The organism is Streptomyces sp. ME19-01-6 (assembly GCF_033793745.1).
In the GTDB taxonomy this organism is placed as follows: Bacteria; Actinomycetota; Actinomycetes; order Streptomycetales; family Streptomycetaceae; genus Streptomyces.
The window spans coordinates 104,972-127,563 of sequence record NZ_JARAXF010000022.1 but is presented as its reverse complement, the minus strand read 5'-3'; the positions used below and the strand labels follow the sequence as shown (position 1 = coordinate 127,563).

Below are 22,592 nucleotides of genomic sequence, written 5' to 3'. Positions count from 1 at the left end.
AGCCCAGCGGCCCGTCCGGCGTTTGCGGCCCTTGCTGTGTATGTGGGTGTACCCGGCGGCCTCAGCGCCCGCGCAGCGAGCGGTACGTGGCGACCAGCCGCGCCGTCGAGGGGTCGAGCCCCGGCACCTCGGCCCCCTCGGTGAGCGCGGGCTCGACGCGCCTGGCGAGGACCTTGCCGAGCTCCACCCCCCACTGGTCGAACGAGTCGATGTTCCAGACGGCGCCCTGAACGAACACCTTCTGCTCATAGAGCGCGATCAACTGACCGAGCACCGAGGGGCTCAGCTCGGCGGCCAGGATCGTGGTCGTGGGGCGGTTGCCGGGGAAGGTCTTGTGCGGCACCAGCTCCGGCGCCACCCCCTCGGCGGCCACCTCCTCCGCCGTCTTGCCGAACGCCAGCGCCTGCCCCTGGGCGAAGAGGTTGGCCATCAGCAGATCGTGGTGGCCGGCGAGCTTCGGGGACAGGTCCGCCACCGGCTTGGCGAAGCCGATCAGATCGGCCGGGATCATCTTGGTGCCCTGGTGGAGCAGCTGGTAGTAGGCGTGCTGACCGTTGGTGCCGGGCGTTCCCCAGACCACCGGGCCGGTCTGCCAGCTCACCGGCCGGCCCTCGCGGTCCACCGACTTGCCGTTGGACTCCATGTCCAACTGCTGCAGATAAGCGGGGAACTTCGCCATGTAGTGCGAGTAGGGCAGCACGGCATGCGACTGCGCGTCGAAGAACTGCCCGTACCAGATGCCCAGCAGCCCGAGCAGCATCGGTGCGTTCTCCTCGGGCGGGGCACAGCGGAAGTGCTCGTCGACGAGGTGGAAGCCGGCCAGCATCTCGCGGAAGTGCTCCTGGCCGATGGCGAGCATCAGGGACAGGCCGATGGCCGAGTCGAAGGAGTAGCGCCCGCCGACCCAGTCCCAGAACTCGAACATGTTGTCGGTGTTGATGCCGAACTCGGCAACGTTCTCCGCGTTGGTCGACAGCGCCACGAAGTGCTTGGCGACCGCTTCCTGGCCCGCCCCGAGACCACGCAGCAGCCAATTCCGGGCGGACGTGGCGTTGGTGATCGTCTCGATGGTGGTGAAGGTCTTCGAGGCGACGATGAACAGCGTTTCGGCCGGGTCCAGCCCGCGCAGCGCCTCGTGCAGGTCCGCCCCGTCGACATTGGAAACGAAGCGCAACTCCAACTCGCGGTGGGTGTAGGCGCGCAGCGCCTCGAACGCCATCGCGGGGCCCAGGTCGGAGCCGCCGATGCCGATGTTGACGATGTTCTTGATGCGCTCGCCGGTGTGGCCCCGCCACTGCCCCGAGTGGATCCGGTCGACGAACGTGCCCATTTTGGTGAGCACCGCGTGCACTTCCGGGACGACATCCTTGCCGTCGGACTGGATGACCGCGGAGTGGGGTGCGCGCAGGGCGACATGCAGCACCGACCGGTCCTCGGTCGTGTTGATCTTCGCGCCCCGGAACATGGCGTCCCGCAGCTCGGCCACCCCGGTCGCCCGGGCCAGCTCCCGCAGCAGCCGCAGCGTCTCGTCGGTCACCAGGTGCTTGGAGTAGTCCAGATGGAGGTCGCCGACCTGAACGGTGAACCGCTCCGCACGCCCGGGGTCCTGGGCGAACAGCTCGCGCAGATGCGCGTCACCCAGCTCCTGGCGGTGTGCGGCCAGTGCGTTCCACTCCGGCAGCTGGTCGAGCCCGCTGCGGCCATCTGCGTTCATCTCGGAATCAGCCCACTTCTCGTCGGTGCCTGGCCCCCGTGTCCCCAACCTAATTGATCGGGGACCGCATCCCGGGGACGAGGGCCACCAGACCGCCCACGAAGAGCGCGGCGGCAGCCAGCGCCGGTGTGTTCAGCCCCCACGCCGCGGCGATGGCCCCGCCGAGCAGGGCGCCGAGCGGGGCGCCGGCGACCGACAGGGTACGGAAGGCGGCGCTGACCCGGCCCAGCATCTCGGTCGGGCTGCGCTGCTGCATCATCGTCACCTCCGTGACGTTCCATATGATCCCGGCGAAGCCGAAGACGCCGAGGGCCGCCACGGCGGCCGGCAGCGTGCGGATCGCGCCCAGGGCGAGGAGGGCGGCGATCTGCGCGAGGCCGCACACCATGATCGTGGGCGCGCGGCCCAGCCGCTCCGCCACCCGCGCGGCCACCAGCCCGCCGGTGACGCTGCCGATCCCGTACGCCGTGATGACGGCCGCGTAACCGGCGTCCCCGGCGCCCAGCCATCCGGTCACATGCAGCACCAGCGTGGCGATGAGAGCGCCAATGCCCACATTGCACAGCGTGGTCGACACACACAGGGCCCGCAGCAGCCGGTCCCGCCACAACACCGCGATGCCCTCGCCTATCTCTTTCCGGATCGAGCGGCCCGGCTCCCTCGGCTCCCGCCGCGGCGCCCGTGCGCGCCCGCCCAGAGAGGCGACCAGCGCGGCGGCGGCGAGATAGGTGACCGCGTCGGCCGCGTACGGCACGGCGGCGCCCAACCCCAGGGCCACGGGCACCAGCGGCGCGCCGACGAACCGGCCCATGACCTCCTGCCCGGTCATCAGGCGGGCGTTGGCCCGGCTCAGGACCTCCGGAGCCACGACGGACGGCAGCAGGGCCGTGGCGGCGTTGTCGAAGAGGGTCTGCAGGGTGGTCAGCGCGAAGGCGAGGGCGAGCAGCAGGCCGATGGTGGCATGTCCCAGCCATACGGCGACGGCGAAGGCGGCCATCAGCGCGCCACGCGCCACGTCCACCGCCCACATCGCCCGCCGCTGGTCCACCCGGTCGGCGATGGCCCCGCCGAACAGCCCGAACAGCAGCCACGGCAGAAAGCCGCACGCGGTCACCAGCGAGACCAGCACCGGGGAGTCGGTCAGCGAGACGGCCAGCAGCGGAAGCGCCGCCCCGCGCAGCGCATCCCCGAACCGGGAAACCACCGCGGCCCCCCACAGCCGCCCGAAGCCGCCCCGCCACGCAAGCGACACAGTCCGCCCTGTGCCCTGCTCACCGGCCTCCACCGTGGTCATGCTCCCCCTCCCCAACCGCGCGGTCCCGACCCGTACGGCACCTCACGTCACGACCGTAGCCCCCACCACTGACAACGGCCCGGCCGCGCACCCCCGTCAGAGGTGCCCGGCCGGGCCGTCGTACGTGCCTCGTCCTGCCTGCCGCTCAGATCTCGCCGCGGAGCTTGGCGAGAGCCTCGGCGAGGATCGCCTCGCCGTCGGCGTCGCTGCGCCGCTCGCGCACATACGCCAGATGCGTCTTGTACGGCTCGGTGCGCGGCGGGTCCGGCGGGTTGTCCCGATCCTTGCCGGCCGGGAAGCCGCAGCGGGGGCAGTCCCAAGTGTCCGGGATCTGCGCGTCGCTGGCGAAGCTCGGCACAGTCTCGTGCCCGTTCGAGCACCAGAAGGAAATACGCAGGCGAGGCGCCGATTCGCCTCGCTCCGCTTCTCCCATCGGCCCCGCTCCGACCCGACTTCCACGGATCGCGTTGCCACTTGCCACGGTCGTAACTCCCTGCGTGATGGTGCCGCGAAGCATTGGTAGGCAGCTCCGCTGCCGGGCGCCCCAGTCTACGTAAGGCCCAACGCGCGTCCAGTGAGAGGAGTTACACCGCCCCCGGCCTTCGGCCGGGAGGTGCCCTCGGAGGACGCAAGCCCATGATAAGCCGCGCTTGCGACGGTGCGTCAGCTATCGGCTCAATCGAGCTTCATCAGCAGCCCGAGCACGACGATGCAGACGAACCACAGCAGACCGACGACGATGGTGATCCGGTCCAGGTTGCGCTCGGCGACCGAGGAGCCGCCCACGGAGGACTGCATACCACCACCGAACATGTCGGACAGACCTCCGCCCTTCCCCTTGTGCATGAGCACCAGCATCATCAGCAGGACGCTGAAGATGATGAGGGCGATCGAGAACCCCATGACCACGGCTGGACCAACTCTCTCGGGCTTGGACGGAACGGTAAGGAACGGGGGGCCGAGTGGTGACGACCGCACCACCTCGACCCCCGCCAGGGTACGACGAGTGACCTGCTACGGCCTACTCACCGGCCTGCTCACTGGTCGCGGAACCGGACGATCTTGACGAAGTCCTCCGCGTCCAGGCACGCGCCGCCGATCAGCGCGCCGTCCACGTCCGGCTGCGCCATGATCGCGGCGACGTTCCCGGACTTCACCGAGCCGCCGTACTGGATCCGGACCTTGTCGGCCACGTCCTGACCGTAGAGCTCGGCCAGGCGGCCCCGGATGGCCCCGCAGACCTCCTGGGCGTCCTCGGGAGTGGCCACCTCACCGGTGCCGATGGCCCAGACCGGCTCGTACGCGATCACGATCCGCTCGGCCTGCTCGGTCGGGATGTCCTTCAGACCCCCGTCGACCTGCCCGAGCGTGTGCGCGACCTGGTTGCCAGCCTTGCGCACGTCCAGGCTCTCGCCGACGCACAGGATGGGCACGATGTCGTATCTGAAGGCGGCCTTGACCTTGGCGTTGCACAGCTCGTCGGTCTCGCCGTGGTACTGGCGCCGCTCGGAGTGGCCGACGGCCACATAGGAGCACCGCAGCTTGGCGAGCATCGCGCCGGAGATCTCTCCGGTGTACGCGCCGGAGTCGTGCGCCGAGATGTCCTGGGCGCCGTACTTGATCTTCAGCTTGTCGTGCTCGACCAGGGTCTGCAGCGTCCGGAGGTCCGTGAACGGCGGCAGGACCGCGACCTCGACGTCCTCGTAGTCCTTGTCGGTGAGCGAGAAGGTGATCTTCTGGACGTGGGCGATGGCCTCGAGGTGGTTGAGGTTCATCTTCCAGTTGCCCGCCATCAGCGGGGTGCGGTCACTCACGGTGTTCAGTCCTCCAGTGCGGCGAGGCCGGGGAGCGTCTTGCCCTCGAGGTATTCGAGGCTCGCGCCGCCGCCGGTCGAGATGTGGCCGAAAGCGTTTTCGTCGAAGCCCAGGATCCGTACGGCGGCGGCGGAGTCGCCGCCACCCACCACGGTGAAGGCCGGGCTCTCGACCAGCGCCTGGGCCACGGCCTTGGTGCCCTCGGCGAAGTCGGGGTGTTCGAAGACGCCCATCGGGCCGTTCCAGAAGACGGTGGCGGCGTCGGCCAGCTTCGAGGCGTACAGCTCCTGGGTCTCCGGGCCGATGTCCAGGCCCATCTGGTCGGCCGGGATCTCGGCGACGGAGACGGTCCGGGGGTGGGCCGGCGCCTTCGTCTTCAGGTCCGGGAACCCGGGGCCCACCAGGACGTCGACGGGGAGCACGAACTCCACGCCGCGCTCCTTGGCGCGCGCCAGGTACTCCTGGACGGCCGCGATCTGGTCCTCCTGCAGCAGCGAGGTGCCGATCTCGTGCCCCTGGGCCTTGAGGAAGGTGTATGCCATGCCGCCGCCGATGAGGATGCGGTCGGCCCGCTCCAGGAGGTGGTCGATGACGCCGAGCTTGTCGGACACCTTGGCTCCGCCGAGGACCACCGCGTACGGGCGCTTCACGTCCTCGGTGAGCTGCTTGAGGACATTCAGCTCGGTGGCGATCAGATCGCCCGCGGCGTGCGGCAGCCGCGCCGGGAGGTCGTACACGGAGGCGTGCTTGCGGTGCACCGCGCCGAAGCCGTCGCCCGCGTAGAGGTCCGCGAGGGCGGCGAGCTGGTCGGCGAAGGCGCCGCGCTCAGCGTCGTCCTTGCTGGTCTCACCGGCGTTGAAGCGCAGGTTCTCCAGCAGCACCACATCGCCGTCGCCGAGTCCGGCCACGGCCTGACGGGCGCTGTCCCCGACCGTGTCGGCCGCGAAGGCGACCTGCTTGCCGAGGAGTTCGCCGAGCCGCCGGGCAACCGGGGCGAGCGAGAAGCGGGGCTCGGGCGCGCCCTTGGGCCGGCCCAGATGGGAGGCGACGATCACCTTGGCGCCCGACTGTGCGAGCTTGGCGATGGTCGGCACGGCGGCGCGGATACGGCCGTCGTCGGTGATCGTCTCGCCGTCGAGCGGGACGTTCAGATCGGCGCGGACAAAGACCCGCTTCCCGGCGACCTGAAGATCGTCAATCGTCTTCACTGAGGACTCCTAGTTCATGGGACAGGGCCCGTACGACGGCGTCGTACCGGGCCCTGTCCTGACTCATCGGGGCAGCGGTCAGAGCTGGTTGCCGACGAAGACGGTCAGGTCGACGAGGCGGTTGGAGTAGCCCCACTCGTTGTCGTACCAGCCGACGATCTTGACCTGCTTGCCCTGGGCCATGGTCAGCGAGGAGTCGAAGGTGCAGGAGGCCGGCCAGTTGACGATGTCCGAGGAGACGATCTCGTCCTCGGTGTACTCGAGGACGCCCTTGAGCTGGCCCTCGGCGGCCTTCTGGAAGGCGGTGTTGATCTCGTCCCTGGTGACCTCGCGGTCCAGCTCGACGACCAGGTCGGTGACCGAGCCGGTGGGCACCGGGACGCGCATGGCGATGCCGTCCAGCTTGCCCTTGAGCTGCGGGAGGACCAGGGCGGTGGCCTTCGCGGCACCGGTCGAGGTCGGGATGATGTTCTGGGCGGCGGCCCGCGCGCGGCGCAGGTCGCTGTGCGGGAAGTCCAGGATGCGCTGGTCGTTGGTGTACGCGTGCACCGTGGTCATCAGACCCTTGGCGATGCCGAAGGCCTCGTCGAGAACCTTGGCCATCGGGGCGACACAGTTGGTGGTGCAGGACGCGTTGGAGACGATGTGGTGATTGGCGGCGTCGTACTTGTCCTGGTTGACACCCATGACGATGGTGATGTCCTCGCCCTTGGCGGGCGCGGAGATCAGGACCTTCTTGGCGCCGGCGGCCAGGTGCTTCGCCGCGTCGTCGCGCTTGGTGAAGATGCCCGTCGACTCGATGACGATGTCGGCACCGAGCTCGGCCCAGGGCAGCTTGGCCGGGTCCCGCTCGGCGAGCGTCTTGAACGTCTGGTTGCCGACGGTGATGGTGTCGTCGGTGTGACTGACCGCCTGCTTCAGCCGACCCAGGATGGTGTCGTACTTCAGCAGGTGAACCAGAGTCGCGTTGTCGGTCAGGTCGTTGACACCGACGATCTCGATGTCCGCGCCCTGCTCCAGGAGCGCGCGGAAGTAATTGCGGCCGATGCGGCCGAAGCCGTTGATGCCTACGCGGATCGTCACGAACCGATCTCCTCGTTGGTGTGCCGGTATGGACGCCGGCGAGCCTTATTGGATGTCCCCGACCGCATCCGACCCTACCGCTATCACGGGACGTACGTGACATTGGCACCGGCGGCCCACGTCCACTGAAAAGTGGTACGGACCGCCGGCTTCGGTTTACGTATCAGTCACTTTGTGTCACAAGTGGTCAACGGCGCAGCGCACGCAGCGCGGCCCCGACGAGCCGCGCCCGTTCGGAGGCGGCCGGGACGTGCTCCAGGCCGAAGCCGAAGAGCACGGTGTCCCGGGTCGTGACCGCGGCCGCGGTGTGGAACAGCTCCCGCGACCGTGTCCAGTCGGCGGAGTTCGCCGGGCTGCCGGCCGGCGCGCCGGGCGTCGCCCAGGGGCCGAGCGCGGTCTCGAAGCCCTCTTGGTCCCGCTCGGCGCCGCCGACGACGAGCGACGTGCCGTCGGTCAGGACGCCGAGCCCGCCCGTGCCGGAGTCGGTCACATACGAGACGGACAGCTCGACCTTCTTGCCCGCGTAGTCGCTCAGGTCCACGGAGACGGGCCGCCAGCCCTCCGAGGAGCCGTTGAAGGCGTTCCAGTCGCCCGTGGTCCCGCCCGCCTCACAGGCGTCCGTGCCGCGGGTCAGGTAATGCGCCAGGAACGGGTGCAGGGTCAGATAGCAGTCGTCCGGGGCGGTGGTGGAGGTGCCGCCGTTGGCATCGGGCAGGGTGGTCCAGTCGTCCTGGCCCACGGTGTGCGCCTCGACGATCGCATAGTCGTACCCGGGTTCGGTGTCATAGCTGAGCCGGAACCGCAGGCTCGGCTCGTCGGCCGCGGTGTCCCCGGTCAGGTCGACGGTGCGGGACAGCCGCATCCAGGAGCGGTCGCGGTGCAGCGCCGCCGCCATCCAGTCGCCGTCGTACGGCTGGAAGGGCGTGCGCACGCCGGGGTAGTCGCCCGCGGCCGCGCTGCGGAACTGCGGGAACCGCTCCGGCGGCAGCGCGTCGGAGGTGACGGTGTATCCGCCCGCCGCGTCCAGGGGGTTGTCCGCGGCGTCGGCGAGGGTGGCGCCGGTGCCCGCGAGGGCGCCGCCGCCGCGGTAGCCCGGCGGGGACGCGAGCGACAAGCGGCGGTCGGCGCCGAGGTAGTACTGGCTGAAGTCGTCGGTGTCGGCCGGGCCGACCTCGGAGCTGCCGCCCGCCCGCTCGCCGCTGGTGATGAGCTTGCCGCCCTCGTTGAGGAAGTCGCGCACCGCGAGCAGGGTCGCGCCGCCGGGCCGCTGGGCGCCGGTGTACCAGTACACGGTCTTGAAGTGGCTCAGCACTCCCAGGGCGTGCGGCGCGCCCTGGGTGGCCACGTCCCACACGGCGGACCTGCGGCCGCCCGCGGCGAGCGCCTTGGTGTACACGGCGGTGTGCCGGGCCGCGGTGGTGCCGCCCTCGTCGGCGATCACCAGGGTGTCGGCGCGCGGCCGTTCGGCGACGCGGTAGGTGAAGGGCCTGCTCGCGGTCGGCTCGCCCTTGTGGGTGCGGCCGGTGAACCAGACCTTCACCTTGTCGCCGACGTCCGCGCCCTTGGCCGTGGCGCGGTACTGGTCGAAGTGGATGTTGTCCTCGCCGCCATAGGTCTCGCCGCCCTTCCAGCGCTTGAGCGGCGCGGTGCGGGTGCGGCCGCCGTCGACGCGGTAGTTGAGCTTCTTGCCGCGCACGCTCTTGCGGGCCGTCACCGAGACCTCCTGGCCGCCGCCCCGGGCGTAGGAGGTGGTGAAGGCGTCCGGGGTGAAGTCGGGGGCGTCGATGCCGACCGGGGAGTTGGGCCGGTCGGGGTGTTCGGCGGTCTCGGCGACGGCGAGCGCGAACGGGACGTTCTTGGCGAACTCCTCCTGGATGAGCTTCTCGTCGTCCGGGAAGGTGAAGACGGACTCGCAGTCGCCGGGCAGCCAGGGGTCGTCGGGGTCGATGCCGGAGGCCGTCTGACAGGTCGACATCTCCGGGGTGAACATCATCATCCCGTTGACGTTGGCGGCGTGGCCGTCGGCCTCGCCGTTGGTGATGTAGAGCTCGGAGGAGACCTGCGGGTGGTAGCCGGGGATCGCGGACTTCTCCGGGGTGCCGGCGAGGGACTTGTAGAGGATGTCGTCGGGGGTGGGGGTGGCGACCTGCCAGCCGACACCGTAGAGCAGCAGTTCGGCGGCCGAGTGGTAGTTGATGCCGTACTCGAAGCCGATGCGCTTCTCGAAGGCGTCCAGCGCCTTGGTCTCCGGCTCGGAGGCGGGGCCCGGGCCCCGGTAGACCTCCTCGGCCGGGTCGGGGGACGAACCCTCGTTGTCGTAGCCCCACTTGTAGGGGAAGTTGCGGTTGAGGTCGACGCCGTCGCCCGCGGCGATCTTGCCGTCGCCGTCGTTGTCGCGCAGGTTCTTGCGCCACTGCCGGTTGTCGGGGCTCTGGTGGGTGAAGTCGTAGCCGTCCGGGTTGGCGGAGAGGACGAACCACAGCTCCGTACGGTCCACGATCCTGGTGACGCGATCGTCCTTGCCGTAGTTGTCCAGGTAGTAGTGCATCAGCCGCCGGGTCATCTCCGGGGTGATCCACTCGCGGGCGTGCTGGTTCGACATGTAGAGCACCGAGGGCTTCTTGCCGTCGGGGGCCCGGTCGGCGCCCTTGCTGACCTTGAGAGCGAGGATGTCCTTGCCGCGCACGGTCTTGCCGATGCTGACGACCTTGGTGAGCCCCGGGTGCGCCTGGCCGGTCTCGACGATCTCCTGCTCGAGGCCGCCCTCGCCGCTGTACGGGCGGAAGACGCCGTCGCCCGCGGCCTTGACCCGGTTCAGGGCCTTCTTGGAGATCTCCTTGCGGGCGAGACGGACGCCCTGGCCGCGCAGCGCGGCCGCCTGCTTGCCGGTGAGGTACAGCTCGACCCGCCCGGTCCCCTTCTCCGGCAGCCGCTCGCCCAGTTCGTGCCCGTCGGCTCCCGCCTTCAGCAGCAGCGGCACCTGGGCCCGGGTGACCTGGGCGGTCCATACGGACAGTCCCTCGTCGGCAACCCGAGGCCCCGGCCGGGCCTGCGCCGCGGAGGTCGCGGCCACCCCTCCCAGCAGCAGCGAAGCGGCCGCTGTCACCGCGGAAATCGATCTCGCCTTGCGTCTTCTCATGAGCCCCCCTGGCTCCCCTGTCATCCGTCACGTCGGTGCGGATGTCGCATCGGTGCGCAGGCGCACAAGACTTGTCACGCCGCATGATCATGTCAATAGCGCCACAAGGCCGTCATACGGCGTGAAAGGGCAGCGATACGCCCCCGGCTTCGCCGCGGAAGCCGGGGGCGGAAAGGTCTGTCGTACGGTCGGCCGGTCGCCCGGCCGGAGCGCTCTCAGCCGACCATGCCGTCGGCCATCTCCTCGGTCAGGCTGGACTCGGTGCCGGGGATCCCGAGGTCCTGGGCACGCTTGTCGGCCATGGCCAGCAGGCGGCGGATGCGGCCCGCGACGGCGTCCTTGGTCAGCGGCGGGTCGGCGAGCGCGCCCAACTCCTCCAGGGACGCCTGCTTGTGCTCCATGCGCAGCCGGCCGGCCGCGGCCAGGTGCTCGGGCACCTCGTCGCCCAGGATCTCCAGCGCGCGCTGCACCCGGGCCCCGGCGGCGACGGCGGCCCGGGCCGAGCGGCGCAGATTGGCGTCGTCGAAGTTGGCCAGCCGGTTGGCGGTGGCCCGCACCTCGCGGCGCATCCGGCGCTCCTCCCACGCGAGCACCGACTCATGGGCTCCGAGCCGCGTCAACAGCGCGCCAATGGCATCACCGTCACGGACGACAACGCGGTCAACCCCGCGCACCTCCCGCGCCTTGGCGGCGATCTGCAGCCGGCGCGCCGCGCCGACCAGCGCGAGCGCGGCCTCGGGGCCGGGGCAGGTCACCTCCAGCGAGGAGGAGCGGCCGGGCTCGGTGAGCGAGCCGTGGGCGAGGAAGGCCCCGCGCCAGGCGGCCTCGGCGTCACAGGTGGCACCCGAGACGACCTGCGGCGGCAGCCCGCGGATCGGCCGGCCGCGGCCGTCGACCAGCCCGGTCTGCCGGGCCAGCTGGTCACCGCCCGCCACCACCCGCACCACATAGCGGCTGCCGCGGCGCAGCCCGCCGGGGGCCATCACCACCAGGTCGGAGGAGTGCCCGAAGATCTCCAGGATGTCTTTGCGCACTCTTCGGGCCGCGATGCCCGTATCCAGCTCCGCCTCGATCACGATGCGTCCGCTGACCAGGTGCAGCCCGCCCGCGAACCGCAGGATCGCCGAGACCTCCGCTTTCCGGCAGCAGGTGCGGGTGACGGGGAGCCGGGAGATTTCGTCCTTCACCGCTGCCGTCATCGCCATGGGCCGATCCTTCCATGCATCCGAAAAATACGGTCGTACGCGGCCGCCAAAAGCTCCGGGTCGTGTTTCGGGGAGCCGTCGGGCCTGGCCACCGGCGCGAGCTCGACCGTGCCGCCCAGCCGCTTCGCGGCGTCGCACAGACTGCCCTGGTCGGGGACGGCGGCCTGGTCGGCCAGCACCACGTCGAAGGCGAGTTTAGGGGCGTGTCGGGCCAAAACCTCCAAATGACGCTGCGGGGAGAAGCCATCGGTTTCGCCGGGCTGGGGGGCCAGGTTCAGCGACAGGACCCTGCGGGCCTTGGTGTCGGTGAGCGCCTCCAGCAGCTCGGGGACCAGCAGATGCGGGATCACGGAGGAGAACCAGGAGCCGGGGCCGAGCACCACCCAGTCGGCGTCCAGCACCGCCTCCACGGCCTCGGGGACGGCCGGCGGGCCGCCCGGCACCAGGTGGACCGACTGCACCTCGCCGGGGGTGAGCGCGACGGTGGCCTGCCCGCGCACCGTGGTGACCTCGTCCGGGCGGCCCGGGTCATGGCCGCGGACGAACGCCTGGAGCTCCAGCGGGACCGCCGACATGGGCAGCACCCGGCCGTGCGCGCCCAGCAGCTTGCCGACCAGATCCAGGGCCTTGACGTGGTCCCCCAGCTGCTCCCAGAGGGCGACGATCAGGAGATTGCCGACCGCGTGGCCGTGCAGCTCGCCCTCGCTGGCGAAGCGGTGCTGGATGACCCGGGCCCAGGTCTGGCCCCACTCGTCGTCGCCGCACAGCGCGGCCAGCGCCTTGCGCAGATCGCCGGGCGGCAGCACGCCGAGCTCGTCGCGCAGCCGCCCGCTGGAGCCCCCGTCGTCGGCGACGGTGACGACCGCGGTCAGATCGCCGGTGATCCGGCGCAGGGCGGCGAGCGAGGCGGACAGTCCCATCCCGCCGCCGAGCGCGACCACCTTGGGCTGCGCTCCCTTGCTGGTACGGGATCCGACCAGCCGCCGCAGCCGTCTGGTCCGGATCGTCACTCGCGCCCCATGTCACGGTGGACGATGACGGTCTCCACTCCCTCGGCGGCGAGCCGGGCGGCGAGCCGCTCGGACATCGCGACGCTGCGGTGCTTGCCGCCGGTACAGCCGACGGCGATGGTCACATAGCGCTTGCCCTCGCGGCGGTAGCCGGCCGCGATCAGCTGCAGCAGCTCGGCATAGCGGTCGAGGAACTCCTTGGCGCCGGGCTGGTTGAAGACATACCCGGCGACCTCCTCGTTGAGGCCGGTGAAGGGGCGCAGCTCCGGGACCCAGTGCGGGTTCGGCAGGAAGCGGCAGTCCACCACCAGGTCGGCGTCGACCGGCAGGCCGTACTTGTAGCCGAAGGACATGACGGTGGCGCGCAGCTCCGGCTCCTCCTCGCCGGCGAACTGGGCGTCCATCTTGGCGCGCAGCTCGTGCACATTGAGGCTGGAGGTGTCGATCACCAGGTCGGCGTCGCCGCGCAGCTCGCGCAACAGGTCCCGCTCGGCCGCGATGCCGTCCACGATCCGGCCGTCGCCCTGGAGCGGGTGCGGGCGGCGCACCGACTCGAAGCGGCGCACCAGGGCCTCGTCGGACGCCTCCAGGAAGAGGACGCGGCGCTTGACGTTCTTGGCGGCCAGGTCCGCCAGGGACTCGCGCAGGTTGTCGAAGAAGCGACGGCCGCGGACGTCGACGACCACCGCGATGCGGGCCACATTGCCCTGCGAGCGGGCGCCGAGGTCCACCATGGTGGGGATCAGCGCGGGCGGCAGATTGTCCACCACGAACCAACCGAGGTCCTCCAGACACTTGGCGGCCGTGCTGCGACCCGCCCCCGACATGCCGGAGATGATCACCAGCTCGGGGATGGCCGTCGTCTCGGCGGCGGCGTCTCCCGGGGTGCCCGTATTCACCTGCGCTCCGTCTCCATGCTTCTCATGCTCGTTCATCTGTCCGTCCCCCGCGTCGATGACGACACCGCGCTCGCGGTCTCATCCTCAATGATCTCTCCTGTGGCGGTGTTCACCGCCGGGGCGGCCGGGGCCGCCGTGGCGAGGGCGGCGGCAACCGTCTCGGCCGTCTTGCGGCCCACCCCCGGCACCTCGCATATCTGCTCGACCGTCGCGGCGCGCAGCCGCTTGAGTGAGCCGAAGTGCTTCAGGAGCGCCTGCCGACGGCTCTCACCGAGCCCGGGCACGGTGTCCAGCGGGCCGGCCTTCATCGACTTGGCCCGCTTGCCGCGCTGGTAGGTGATGGCGAAGCGGTGCGCCTCATCGCGCACGCGCTGCAGCAGATAGAGCCCCTCGCTGCTGCGCGGCAGCACCACCGGGTCCTCGTCGTCGGGCAGCCAGACCTCCTCCAGCCGCTTGGCGAGGCCGCAGACCGCCACGTCGTCGATCCCGAGCTCGTCCAGCGCCCGCTTGGCCGCGGCGACCTGTGGCCGGCCACCGTCCACGACGACGAGCTGCGGCGGGTAGGCGAATCGCTTCGGCTTGCCGCTCTCGTCGACGGGCCCGGCGGGCGCGGCGGGCTCCGGGTGCTCCGCGGGCTCGGTGGAGCGCTCCGCGTCGTCCTCGGGCGGCGGGCCCCACTCGCCGGTGTCCGTCTTCTCCTGCAGATAACGGCGGAACCGGCGGCCGACGACCTCGTGCATGGCCCGGACGTCGTCCTGGCCCGCGAAGCTCTTGATCTGAAAGCGGCGGTACTCGCTCTTGCGCGCCAGGCCGTCCTCGAAGACCACCATGGACGCCACCACGTCCTCGCCCTGCAGATGCGAGATGTCGAAACACTCGATGCGCAGCGGGGCCGAGTCCAGCTCCAGGGCCTCGGCGATCTCCTCCAGGGCGCGCGAGCGCGTGGTCAGATCGGAGGCGCGCTTGGTCTTGTGCAGCGCCAGCGCCTGCTGGGCGTTGCGCGCGACGGTCGCCATCAGGTCCTTCTTGTCGCCGCGCTGCGGGATGCGCAGATCGACCCGGGAGCCGCGGCGGTCGCCCAGCCACTGGGCGACCGGCTCGGCGGGCTCGGGCAGGGCGGGGACCAGGACCTCCTTGGGGACCGCGTCGCCCTTCTCCTCCCCGTACAGCTGCTGCAGCGCGTGCTCGACCAGCCCGGCGGTGTCGACGGCCTCCACCTTGTCGGTGACCCAGCCGCGCTGGCCGCGGACCCGGCCGCCACGCACATGGAAGATCTGGACCGCGGCTTCCAGCTCGTCCTCAGCGATCGCTATCAGGTCGGCGTCGGTGGCGTCGGCGAGCACGACCGCGTTCTTCTCCATGGCGCGCTTGAGCGCCCCGATGTCGTCACGGAGCCGGGCCGCCCTCTCGTACTCCATCTCCTCGGCGGCCTCCTGCATCTGCTGCTCCAGGCGGCGCAGGTAGGTGCCGGTGCGCCCGGCCATGAAGTCGCAGAACTCCTCGGCCAGCCGCCGGTGCTCCTCGGCTGTCACCCGGCTCACGCAGGGGGCGGAGCACTTGCCGATGTAGCCGAGCAGGCAGGGGCGGCCGATCTGGGCCGAGCGCTTGAACACCCCGGCCGAGCAGGTCCGCACCGGAAAGACCCGCAGCATCAGGTCGACCGTCTCGCGGATGGCCCAGGCGTGGCCGTACGGGCCGAAGTAGCGCACGCCCTTCTTCTTGGGGCCGCGCATGACCTGGACCCGGGGGAATTCCTCGTTCAGCGTGACGGCGAGGGAGGGATAGCTCTTGTCGTCGCGGTACTTGACGTTGAATCGAGGATCGAACTCCTTGATCCAGGAGTACTCGAGCTGCAGCGCCTCGACCTCGGTGCTCACCACGGTCCACTCCACGGCAGCGGCCGTGGTCACCATGGTGCGGGTGCGCGGGTGGAGGTTCGCCAGGTCCTGGAAGTACGAGGAGAGCCGCGGGCGCAGACTCTTCGCCTTTCCGACGTAGATCACCCGGCCGTGCTCGTCTCGGAACTTGTAGACCCCCGGCGAGTCGGGGATCTGTCCCGGCTTGGGGCGGTAGCTGCTCGGGTCGGCCATGGTCACCACCCTACTGGCGGGGAGTGACAGTCCGGAGCGGTCGGGCCGCGTGCGCCGCATGCGATGTCGGCCGGGGCGCGTAAACGCTTGCGCAAGCGTTTACGCGTCGCCTCGGATGAGGTACGTTCCTGCCTCGAACCGCTGCTCAACGCGAACCGAGCCCTGAGAAGGGGGAGAGCCGCACGTGGCGACCATGGCCGATGTGGCCCGGCGCGCGGGCGTGTCCGTGGCCACCGTTTCGCATGTGCTCAACGAGACCCGCCCGGTGCTCCCGGACACCCGCCGGGCCGTGCTTGACGCCATCGACGCCCTGGGCTACACCCACAACACGCTCGCCCGCTCCCTGGTCACCGCGCGCACCCGCTCGATCGGCCTGGCGGTCTCGGCGATCAGCAATCCGTACTTCACCGAGATCCTCCAGGGCGTCGAGGCCGGCGCCCTGGAGCATGGCTACGGCCTGCTCGTCGCGGACCCGCACGACGACCCCGGGCAGGAGCGCAAGGCCGTCCAGCTCCTCCACGAGCGGCGGGTGGACGGAGTGATCGTCGCCGCCTCCGCGGAGCCCGGCGCGATGCTCGACTATCTGACCCGCCACCAGGTCCCCGCCGTCTTTCTCGACCGGCTGGTCACAGACGCCCACGACCAGGTGTGCGCGGAGAACACCCGCCACGTCGAACAGCTCGTCCTCCACCTAGCCGACCTCGGCCACACCCGCATCGGCCTGGTCGCGGGCGCGCCGGGGCTGAGCACCACCGCCGAGCGGATCGCCGGCTACCGGGCCGGGCTGCGCCGGCGGGGGCTGCCGTTCGGCTCCGAGCTGCTGGCCAGTGGCGACTCCGCGGCGGGGGGCGCGCGAGACGCCACCCACCGGCTGCTGGCGGCCGCCCGGCCACCCACCGCGATCGTCACCGCGAACAACGCGATGACCATCGGCGCGCTGCGCGCCCTGCGCGAGGCGGGCCTCGGCGTGCCGGACGACATCGCGCTGGTCTGCTTCGACGACTTCTCCTGGGCCGATGTGTTCTCGCCCCGGCTCACCGCGATCTCGCAGCCCAGCCGCCGGATCGGCGCCACCGCGGTCAGGCTGCTGCTCGACCGGCTGGCGGATCCCTCCCGGGCGCCGCAGACCGTCCGGCTGCCCTGCACCTTCGTGCACCGCACCTCATGCGGCTGCAAGGAGTGAAGCGCCTGGCGGGGCCGTCCGCCGGCCGACGAGCAGCAGCAGGCCCCGGGACCCCACCCACCAACAACGTGAGGAACCGCCTCGTGATCGTCGTCGCCGGAGAAGCCCTCATCGACCTGGTGCCCGACCGCCCGGCAGCGGCCGGCCCCGCGGCGGACCCGGCCCTGCCGGCGCTGCTGCCGCGGCGCGGCGGCGGCCCGTACAACACGGCGGTGGCGCTGGGCCGGATGGGCTCGCCGACCGCCTTCTGTTCCCGGATCTCGTCCGACGGCTTCGGCGAGGCACTGATGGCGGGGTTGCGCGCGGACGGCGTGGACACCGCGCTGGTGCAGCGCGGCGCCGAGCCCACCACGCTGGCGGTCGCGTCGATAGCCGCCGACGGCTCGGCGGGCTACGGCTTCTACGTCGAGGGCAGCGCGGACCGTCTCTTCGAGCTGCCCGCGGCCCTTCCCGACTCGGTCGCGGCGGTGTCCTTCGGCACCTGCTCGCTGGTGCTGGAGCCGGGCGCGAGCGCGTACGAGGCGCTGCTGAGGCGGGAGGCGGCGCGGGGCGTCTTCACCACGCTCGACCCCAACATCCGCACCGGCCTGATCCCCGACGCCGACGCCTACCGGGCCCGGTTCCGCGGCTGGCTGCCGCATGTCGGGCTGCTCAAGCTGTCGATGGAGGACGCCGCCTGGCTGGCCGACGGCCAGGACCCGGCGGCGGCCGCCCGGGAGTGGCTGGCGGCCGGCCCGGCGGCCGTCGTCCTCACCCACGGCCGGGACGGCGTCAGCGTCCTCACCCGGGGCGGGGGCGGCTGCGCCGTCCCCGGGGTACAGGTCGAGGTCGTGGACACCATCGGGGCGGGCGATACGGTGAACGCCGCGCTGCTGCACCGTCTGATGGCCCATGAGGCGCTGTCGGCGGACGCGGTGGCGAAGCTGGACGAGGCGGCCTGGCGGGATGTGCTCGGCTTCGCGGCGCGGGCCGCCGCGGTCACCTGCTCCCGGGCGGGCGCCCAGCCGCCCTACGCGGCCGAGCTCTGACCCCCGGTCTCACAGCGGAGTGTGCCGCGCCCGGCGGGGGCGCGGCACACTCCGGTGCGTACCGGTGGCGCGTGACTCCGGCGCGCGCTACTTCGCCGCCGTGCGCCGTCCGGGGACCGTCGCCTTCACCGCGACCTTCTTGACCGCGGTCTTCTTGGCGGCCACCTTCTTGGCCGGAGCCTTCGCGGGGGCCTTCTTCACGGTCTTCCGCCCGACCGGCGCCACCGCGTCGCTCACCAGGTCCCCCAGCATCTCCCTGAGGAACTTGCCGGTGTGGCTGGCCGGGACCGAGGCCACCTGCTCCGGGGTGCCCTCGGCGACGACCAGACCGCCACCGCTGCCGCCCTCCGGGCCCATGTCCACGACCCAGTCGGCCGTCTTGATCACATCGAGGTTGTGCTCGATGACGATCACCGTGTTGCCCTTGTCGACCAGTCCGGACAGCACCTTGATCAGCTTGCTGATGTCCTCGAAGTGAAGCCCGGTCGTGGGCTCGTCGAGGACGTAGACCGTGCGCCCCGTCGACCGCTTCTGCAGCTCGCTCGCGAGCTTGACGCGCTGCGCCTCGCCACCGGAGAGGGTCGGCGCGGACTGCCCGAGCCGGACGTACCCGAGCCCGACCTCGTTGAGCGTGCGCAGATGGCGGGCGATGGTCGGCACCGCCTCGAAGAAGTCGAGCGCCTCCTCGATGGGCATGTCCAGCACCTCGGCGATGGACTTGCCCTTGTAGTGCACCTCCAGTGTCTCCCGGTTGTAGCGCGCACCGTGGCAGACCTCGCACGGCACATACACATCCGGCAGGAAGTTCATCTCGATCTTGATGGTGCCGTCGCCGGAGCAGTTCTCGCAGCGGCCGCCCTTGACGTTGAAGGAGAAGCGCCCGGGCAGGTACCCGCGGACCTTGGCCTCCATCGTCTCCGCGAACAGCTTGCGCACATGGTCGAAGACGCCGGTGTACGTCGCCGGGTTCGAGCGCGGGGTACGGCCGATGGGCGACTGGTCGACGTGCACCACCTTGTCGACGAGGTCGTCGCCGGCGACCCGGGTGTGCCGGCCCGGGACGGCCCGCGCCCCGTTCAGCTCGCGCGCCAGGTGGGTGTACAGGATGTCGTTGACCAGGGTGGACTTACCCGACCCGGAGACGCCGGTGACGGCGGTGAGCACACCGAGCGGGAAGGACACATCGATGTCCTGGAGGTTGTTCTCCCGGGCGCCGTGCACCGTCAGCTGCCGCTCCGGGTCCATGGGCCGGCGCATCCCCGGCAGCTCGATGGACTTCTTCCCGGCCAGATACTGCCCGGTCATCGAGTCCTCGTTGGCCAGCAGCTCCTTGAGCGGCCCGCTGTGGACGACCTTGCCGCCGTGCTCGCCCGCGCCCGGGCCGATGTCCACCACCCAGTCCGAGGTCTTGATGGTGTCCTCGTCGTGCTCGACGACGATCAGGGTGTTGCCGAGGTCGCGCAGCCGTACCAGCGTCTCGATCAGCCGGTGGTTGTCGCGCTGGTGCAGTCCGATCGACGGCTCGTCCAGCACGTACAACACGCCCACCAGGCCGGAGCCGATCTGGGTGGCCAGCCGGATGCGCTGCGCCTCGCCGCCGGAGAGCGTGCCCGCCGCGCGGTTGAGCGAGAGGTAGTCCAGGCCGACGTCGACCAGGAACCGCAGCCGCTCGTTGACCTCCTTCAGGACCCGCTGGGCGATGGCCTTGTCGCGGGCGCTCAGCTTCATCCCGCGCAGGAACTCGGCGCACTCGCTGATCGACATCGCGGAGACCTCCGCGATGGAGCGGTCCTCCACCGTGACCGCCAGGATGAGCGGCTTGAGCCGGGTGCCCTGGCAGGTGGGGCAGGGCACCTCGCGCATATAGCCCTCGAAGCGCTCACGGCTGGAGTCGCTCTCCGCCTCCGTGTACCGCCGCCGGACGAAGGGCACCGCCCCCTCGAAGGCCGTGACGTAGGCGCGCTCCCGCCCGTAGCGGTTGCGGTAGCGGACCTCGATCTGCGTCTTGTGCCCGTTGAGCAGGGCCTTCTTGGCGCGCTGCGGGAGGCCGGCCCAGGGGATGTCCGTACGGAAGCCGAGGGCCTCGGCGAGCCCGCCGTACAGCCGGGCGAAGTAGTCCTTGGTGTGGCCGTGGGACCAGGGGTGGATGGCGCCCTCGTCGAGCGACTTCTCCTCGTCCGGGATGATCAGCTCGGGGTCGACCTCCATGCGGGTGCCGATGCCGGTGCACTCCGGGCAGGCGCCGAAGGGCGAGTTGAAGGAGAAGGAGCGCGGCTCCAGCTCCTCGAAGGACAGGTCGTCGTACGGGCAGTAGAGGTGCTCGGAGAACATCCGCTCGCGCTGCGGGTCGTCCTCGTCGAGGTCGACGAAGTCGAGGATCACCATGCCGCCGGAGAGCCCGAGCGCGGTCTCCACGGAGTCGGTCAGCCGCCGCTTGGCACTGTCCTTGACCGTGAGGCGGTCGACGACCACCTCGATGGTGTGCTTCTCCTGCTTCTTCAGCTTCGGCGGGTCGGTCAGCTGGATGGTCGTGCCGTCCACCCGGGCCCGGCTGTAGCCCTTGGTCTGCAGGTCGGCGAAGAGGTCGACGAACTCCCCCTTGCGCTCGCGCACCAGCGGGGACAGCACCTGGAAGCGGCTGCCCTCGGGCAGCTCCAGCACCCGGTCGACGATCGCCTGCGGCGACTGACGGGCGATCGGTCGGCCGCACTCGGGGCAGTGCGGCTTGCCGATCCTGGCGAACAGCAGCCGGAGGTAGTCGTAGACCTCCGTGATGGTGCCGACCGTCGAGCGGGGGTTCCGCGAGGTGGACTTCTGGTCGATGGACACCGCCGGGGACAGGCCCTCGATGAAGTCCACGTCGGGCTTGTCCATCTGCCCCAGGAACTGGCGGGCGTACGAGGAGAGGGACTCGACGTAACGGCGCTGGCCCTCCGCGAAGATCGTGTCGAACGCGAGGGACGACTTGCCCGACCCGGAGAGCCCGGTGAAGACGATGAGGGAGTCGCGAGGGAGGTCGAGCGAGACGTTCTTGAGATTGTGCTCGCGAGCGCCACGGACGATGAGACGGTCGGCCACGCCGGTCGGCACCTTTCTTGAGAGAGGTGGGGGTCCGCGGGCCCCGCTTCCGTGGGGGCTCTGCCGGTGTGCAGAACCGGAGCGAGGCGAAGCCCCCCGACCCAGGGTAGGGGGCGCTGCGGCGTTGTCTTAAGGATGCAGCACACGAGCCTATAGCACGCACATTCGATTTGCGGACCAAGGACGACAGCTTCACCCGAAGGTGTGGTGCGCACTACGGTCGGAACATGACCGACTACGCACGGGACGCCGCCGCGGTGCGGGGCGCGACCGACCGGCTGATGACTTCGGTGTCCCGGCTCAACGAGACGGCCGTGAGCGAGCCCTCGCTGCTCCCCGGCTGGACCCGGGGCCATGTGCTGGCGCATCTGGCGCGCAACGCGGACGCCCTGGTGAATCTCCTCACATGGGCGCGCACCGGGGACCCGACCCCCATGTACCCGAGCGAGGACGCGCGCGACAGCGAGATCGAGGACGCGGCGACCCGCCCGCTGCCCGTCCACCTCGACGATCTGCGCACCAGCGCCTTCCGCTTCAACGCGGCGGCCGCGGCGCTCCCCGCTGACCGCTGGTCGTACGAAGTCACCATGCGGCGCGGCGTCGTCGAGCAGGCCGGCCGGCTGCCCTTCCGCAGGCTGGTCGAGGTCGAGCTGCACCATGTCGACCTCGGGGTCGGCTACACCCTGGCGGACCTGCCCGCCGCGTTCGTCGAGGAGGAGCTCGACTTCCTCACCGAGAGGTTCGCGGGCCACTCCGGCGTCCCCCCGCTGCGGCTGGTGTCGCGTGCCGGCGCCGCCGGGGTCCGGCACACCGGCCGGGCGGGCGGGAACGGGGAGCACCTCCCAGCGGTGGCCCAGGGAGAGCCGCGGCTGACCGTCGAGGGCTCCCCCGCCGCCCTGTTGGGGTGGCTGACCGGGCGCGCGGACGGGGCGGACCTGTCCTGCCCGGACGCCCCCCTGCCCGCCCTCCCGCCGCTAGGCTGAGGCCATGACGTACAGCGGAGCGGTGAAGGTCGGCGGACCGGCGGACGTGCACGAACTGACCGATCTCATGATCTCGAAGGTCGCCGTCGGCCCGATGAACAACAACGCCTATCTGCTGCGCTGCCGCGCCACCGACGAGCAGCTGCTCATCGACGCCGCCGCCGAGCCGCACACCCTGCTCTCGTTCATCGGGAGCAGCGGTATCGCGTCCGTCGTCACCACCCACCGCCACCACGACCACTGGGGCGCGCTGCGCGAGGTGGTGGAGGCCACCGGGGCCCGCACCTACGCGGGCCGCTACGACGCCGAGGGCATCCCGGTCCCCACCGACGTACCGGTCGAGGACGGGGACACGCTGCGCGTCGGCCGGGTCGAGCTCACCGCCCGCCACCTGGTGGGGCACACGCCGGGCAGCATCGCCCTGGTCTACGACGACCCGCACGGCCACCCGCATGTGTTCACCGGCGACTGCCTCTTTCCTGGCGGGATCGGCAACACCTGGAAGGACCGGAAGGCGTTCGAGAGCCTCATCAGCGACGTCGAGACCAAGCTCTTCGACCGACTGCCGGACGAGACCTGGGTGTACCCCGGCCACGGCGACGACACCACCCTCGGCGCGGAGCGCCCGCACCTGGGCGAGTGGCGCGAGCGAGGCTGGTGAGCGCGGACCCTCCCGGCCCACTCGACAGCGGCTTCGGCCCGCTGCCGCGGCGGCGCCAGGGTCGCCGCCGACCCCCGCCGGGTTGCGCGGCCGGGCGACTGCGGGCCGGGCCCGACGCGCCCGGCGGCCTGACCAACCAGCCGCGACATGCGGCCCTGCGCGCGGTGAACGACGCAGGGCAGGCGCGCGGTGAGGTGTGAGAG

General features: G+C 71.0%; 17 protein-coding genes. 4 read left to right on the top strand and 13 right to left on the bottom strand.

Annotated features, from left to right (window positions below; all coding sequences use genetic code 11):
- Positions 1-61: 61 nt before the first annotated feature.
- The 12 genes from pgi to uvrC all read right to left on the bottom strand — a co-directional run bounded on the left by pgi (position 62) and on the right by uvrC (position 15,456).
- Entirely contained in the window at positions 62-1,714 is a 1,653-nt protein-coding gene (pgi, locus tag PV419_RS36460) for a glucose-6-phosphate isomerase (RefSeq protein ID WP_319696311.1), read from the bottom strand.
- A gap of 49 nt (positions 1,715-1,763) precedes the next feature.
- Complete coding sequence (locus tag PV419_RS36455) at positions 1,764-3,008, bottom strand: MFS transporter (protein ID WP_319696309.1); 1,245 nt, start codon at positions 3,006-3,008, stop codon at positions 1,764-1,766.
- A gap of 145 nt (positions 3,009-3,153) precedes the next feature.
- A complete protein-coding gene (locus PV419_RS36450; protein ID WP_009718803.1) occupies positions 3,154-3,489 on the bottom strand; it encodes an RNA polymerase-binding protein RbpA in 336 nt (111 codons plus the stop codon).
- 194 nt (positions 3,490-3,683) lie between these two features.
- The gene (secG, locus tag PV419_RS36445) at positions 3,684-3,911 is read right to left on the bottom strand and encodes a preprotein translocase subunit SecG (RefSeq protein ID WP_319696307.1); all 228 of its coding nucleotides are present in this window, start codon (positions 3,909-3,911) and stop codon (positions 3,684-3,686) included.
- Between the two features lie 134 nt (positions 3,912-4,045).
- A complete protein-coding gene (tpiA, locus tag PV419_RS36440; RefSeq protein ID WP_319696305.1) occupies positions 4,046-4,822 on the bottom strand; it encodes a triose-phosphate isomerase in 777 nt (258 codons plus the stop codon).
- Between the two features lie 5 nt (positions 4,823-4,827).
- Entirely contained in the window at positions 4,828-6,030 is a 1,203-nt protein-coding gene (locus PV419_RS36435; RefSeq protein ID WP_319696303.1) for a phosphoglycerate kinase, read from the bottom strand.
- A gap of 78 nt (positions 6,031-6,108) precedes the next feature.
- Positions 6,109-7,113 carry a type I glyceraldehyde-3-phosphate dehydrogenase gene (gap, locus tag PV419_RS36430; RefSeq protein WP_319696302.1) on the bottom strand — a complete coding sequence of 335 codons (1,005 nt, stop codon included), beginning with the start codon at positions 7,111-7,113 and terminating at the stop codon, positions 6,109-6,111.
- A gap of 187 nt (positions 7,114-7,300) precedes the next feature.
- Positions 7,301-10,252 carry a M14 family metallopeptidase gene (locus PV419_RS36425; RefSeq protein ID WP_319696301.1) on the bottom strand — a complete coding sequence of 984 codons (2,952 nt, stop codon included), beginning with the start codon at positions 10,250-10,252 and terminating at the stop codon, positions 7,301-7,303.
- 215 nt (positions 10,253-10,467) lie between these two features.
- On the bottom strand, positions 10,468-11,457 hold the full coding sequence (whiA, locus tag PV419_RS36420; protein ID WP_020872204.1) for a DNA-binding protein WhiA: 990 nt from the start codon (positions 11,455-11,457) through the stop codon (positions 10,468-10,470).
- Positions 11,448-12,467 (bottom strand): uridine diphosphate-N-acetylglucosamine-binding protein YvcK, encoded by a 1,020-nt coding sequence (locus PV419_RS36415; RefSeq protein ID WP_319696296.1) that lies wholly within the window; start codon positions 12,465-12,467, stop codon positions 11,448-11,450. The genes whiA and PV419_RS36415 overlap by 10 nt, the downstream gene beginning before the upstream one ends.
- The gene (rapZ, locus tag PV419_RS36410; RefSeq protein ID WP_319696294.1) at positions 12,464-13,402 is read right to left on the bottom strand and encodes an RNase adapter RapZ; all 939 of its coding nucleotides are present in this window, start codon (positions 13,400-13,402) and stop codon (positions 12,464-12,466) included. The genes PV419_RS36415 and rapZ overlap by 4 nt, the downstream gene beginning before the upstream one ends.
- The gene (uvrC, locus tag PV419_RS36405; RefSeq protein ID WP_319696293.1) at positions 13,399-15,456 is read right to left on the bottom strand and encodes an excinuclease ABC subunit UvrC; all 2,058 of its coding nucleotides are present in this window, start codon (positions 15,454-15,456) and stop codon (positions 13,399-13,401) included. The genes rapZ and uvrC overlap by 4 nt, the downstream gene beginning before the upstream one ends.
- Before the next feature lie 184 nt (positions 15,457-15,640).
- On the opposite strand from uvrC, the gene PV419_RS36400 reads away from it, so the two are divergent.
- Both PV419_RS36400 and PV419_RS36395 read left to right on the top strand, forming a co-directional pair.
- Positions 15,641-16,639 (top strand): LacI family DNA-binding transcriptional regulator, encoded by a 999-nt coding sequence (locus PV419_RS36400; protein WP_319696291.1) that lies wholly within the window; start codon positions 15,641-15,643, stop codon positions 16,637-16,639.
- Positions 16,640-16,722: 83 nt separating this feature from the next.
- Positions 16,723-17,667, top strand: a complete 945-nt coding sequence (locus tag PV419_RS36395; RefSeq protein WP_319696390.1) for a carbohydrate kinase — start codon at positions 16,723-16,725, stop codon at positions 17,665-17,667.
- Between the two features lie 87 nt (positions 17,668-17,754).
- On the opposite strand, the gene uvrA is transcribed toward PV419_RS36395, so the two are convergent.
- A complete protein-coding gene (uvrA, locus tag PV419_RS36390) occupies positions 17,755-20,745 on the bottom strand; it encodes an excinuclease ABC subunit UvrA (protein WP_319696289.1) in 2,991 nt (996 codons plus the stop codon).
- A gap of 227 nt (positions 20,746-20,972) precedes the next feature.
- Here uvrA and PV419_RS36385 point away from each other — a divergent pair, with 227 nt between their 5' ends.
- Both PV419_RS36385 and PV419_RS36380 read left to right on the top strand, forming a co-directional pair.
- Positions 20,973-21,728 (top strand): maleylpyruvate isomerase family mycothiol-dependent enzyme, encoded by a 756-nt coding sequence (locus PV419_RS36385; RefSeq protein WP_319696287.1) that lies wholly within the window; start codon positions 20,973-20,975, stop codon positions 21,726-21,728.
- 4 nt (positions 21,729-21,732) lie between these two features.
- Positions 21,733-22,389 (top strand): MBL fold metallo-hydrolase, encoded by a 657-nt coding sequence (locus PV419_RS36380; RefSeq protein ID WP_319696285.1) that lies wholly within the window; start codon positions 21,733-21,735, stop codon positions 22,387-22,389.
- Positions 22,390-22,592 lie beyond the last annotated feature (203 nt).

Coding starts and splice junctions, on each gene's coding strand:
- pgi (WP_319696311.1), bottom strand. CDS start 1,714: ATGAACGCAGATGGCCGCAGCGGGCTCGACCAGCTGCCGGAGTGGAAC.
- PV419_RS36455 (WP_319696309.1), bottom strand. CDS start 3,008: ATGACCACGGTGGAGGCCGGTGAGCAGGGCACAGGGCGGACTGTGTCG.
- secG (WP_319696307.1), bottom strand. CDS start 3,911: ATGGGGTTCTCGATCGCCCTCATCATCTTCAGCGTCCTGCTGATGATG.
- PV419_RS36425 (WP_319696301.1), bottom strand. CDS start 10,252: ATGAGAAGACGCAAGGCGAGATCGATTTCCGCGGTGACAGCGGCCGCT.
- whiA (WP_020872204.1), bottom strand. CDS start 11,457: ATGGCGATGACGGCAGCGGTGAAGGACGAAATCTCCCGGCTCCCCGTC.
- rapZ (WP_319696294.1), bottom strand. CDS start 13,402: ATGAACGAGCATGAGAAGCATGGAGACGGAGCGCAGGTGAATACGGGC.
- uvrC (WP_319696293.1), bottom strand. CDS start 15,456: ATGGCCGACCCGAGCAGCTACCGCCCCAAGCCGGGACAGATCCCCGAC.
- PV419_RS36385 (WP_319696287.1), top strand. CDS start 20,973: ATGACCGACTACGCACGGGACGCCGCCGCGGTGCGGGGCGCGACCGAC.
- PV419_RS36380 (WP_319696285.1), top strand. CDS start 21,733: ATGACGTACAGCGGAGCGGTGAAGGTCGGCGGACCGGCGGACGTGCAC.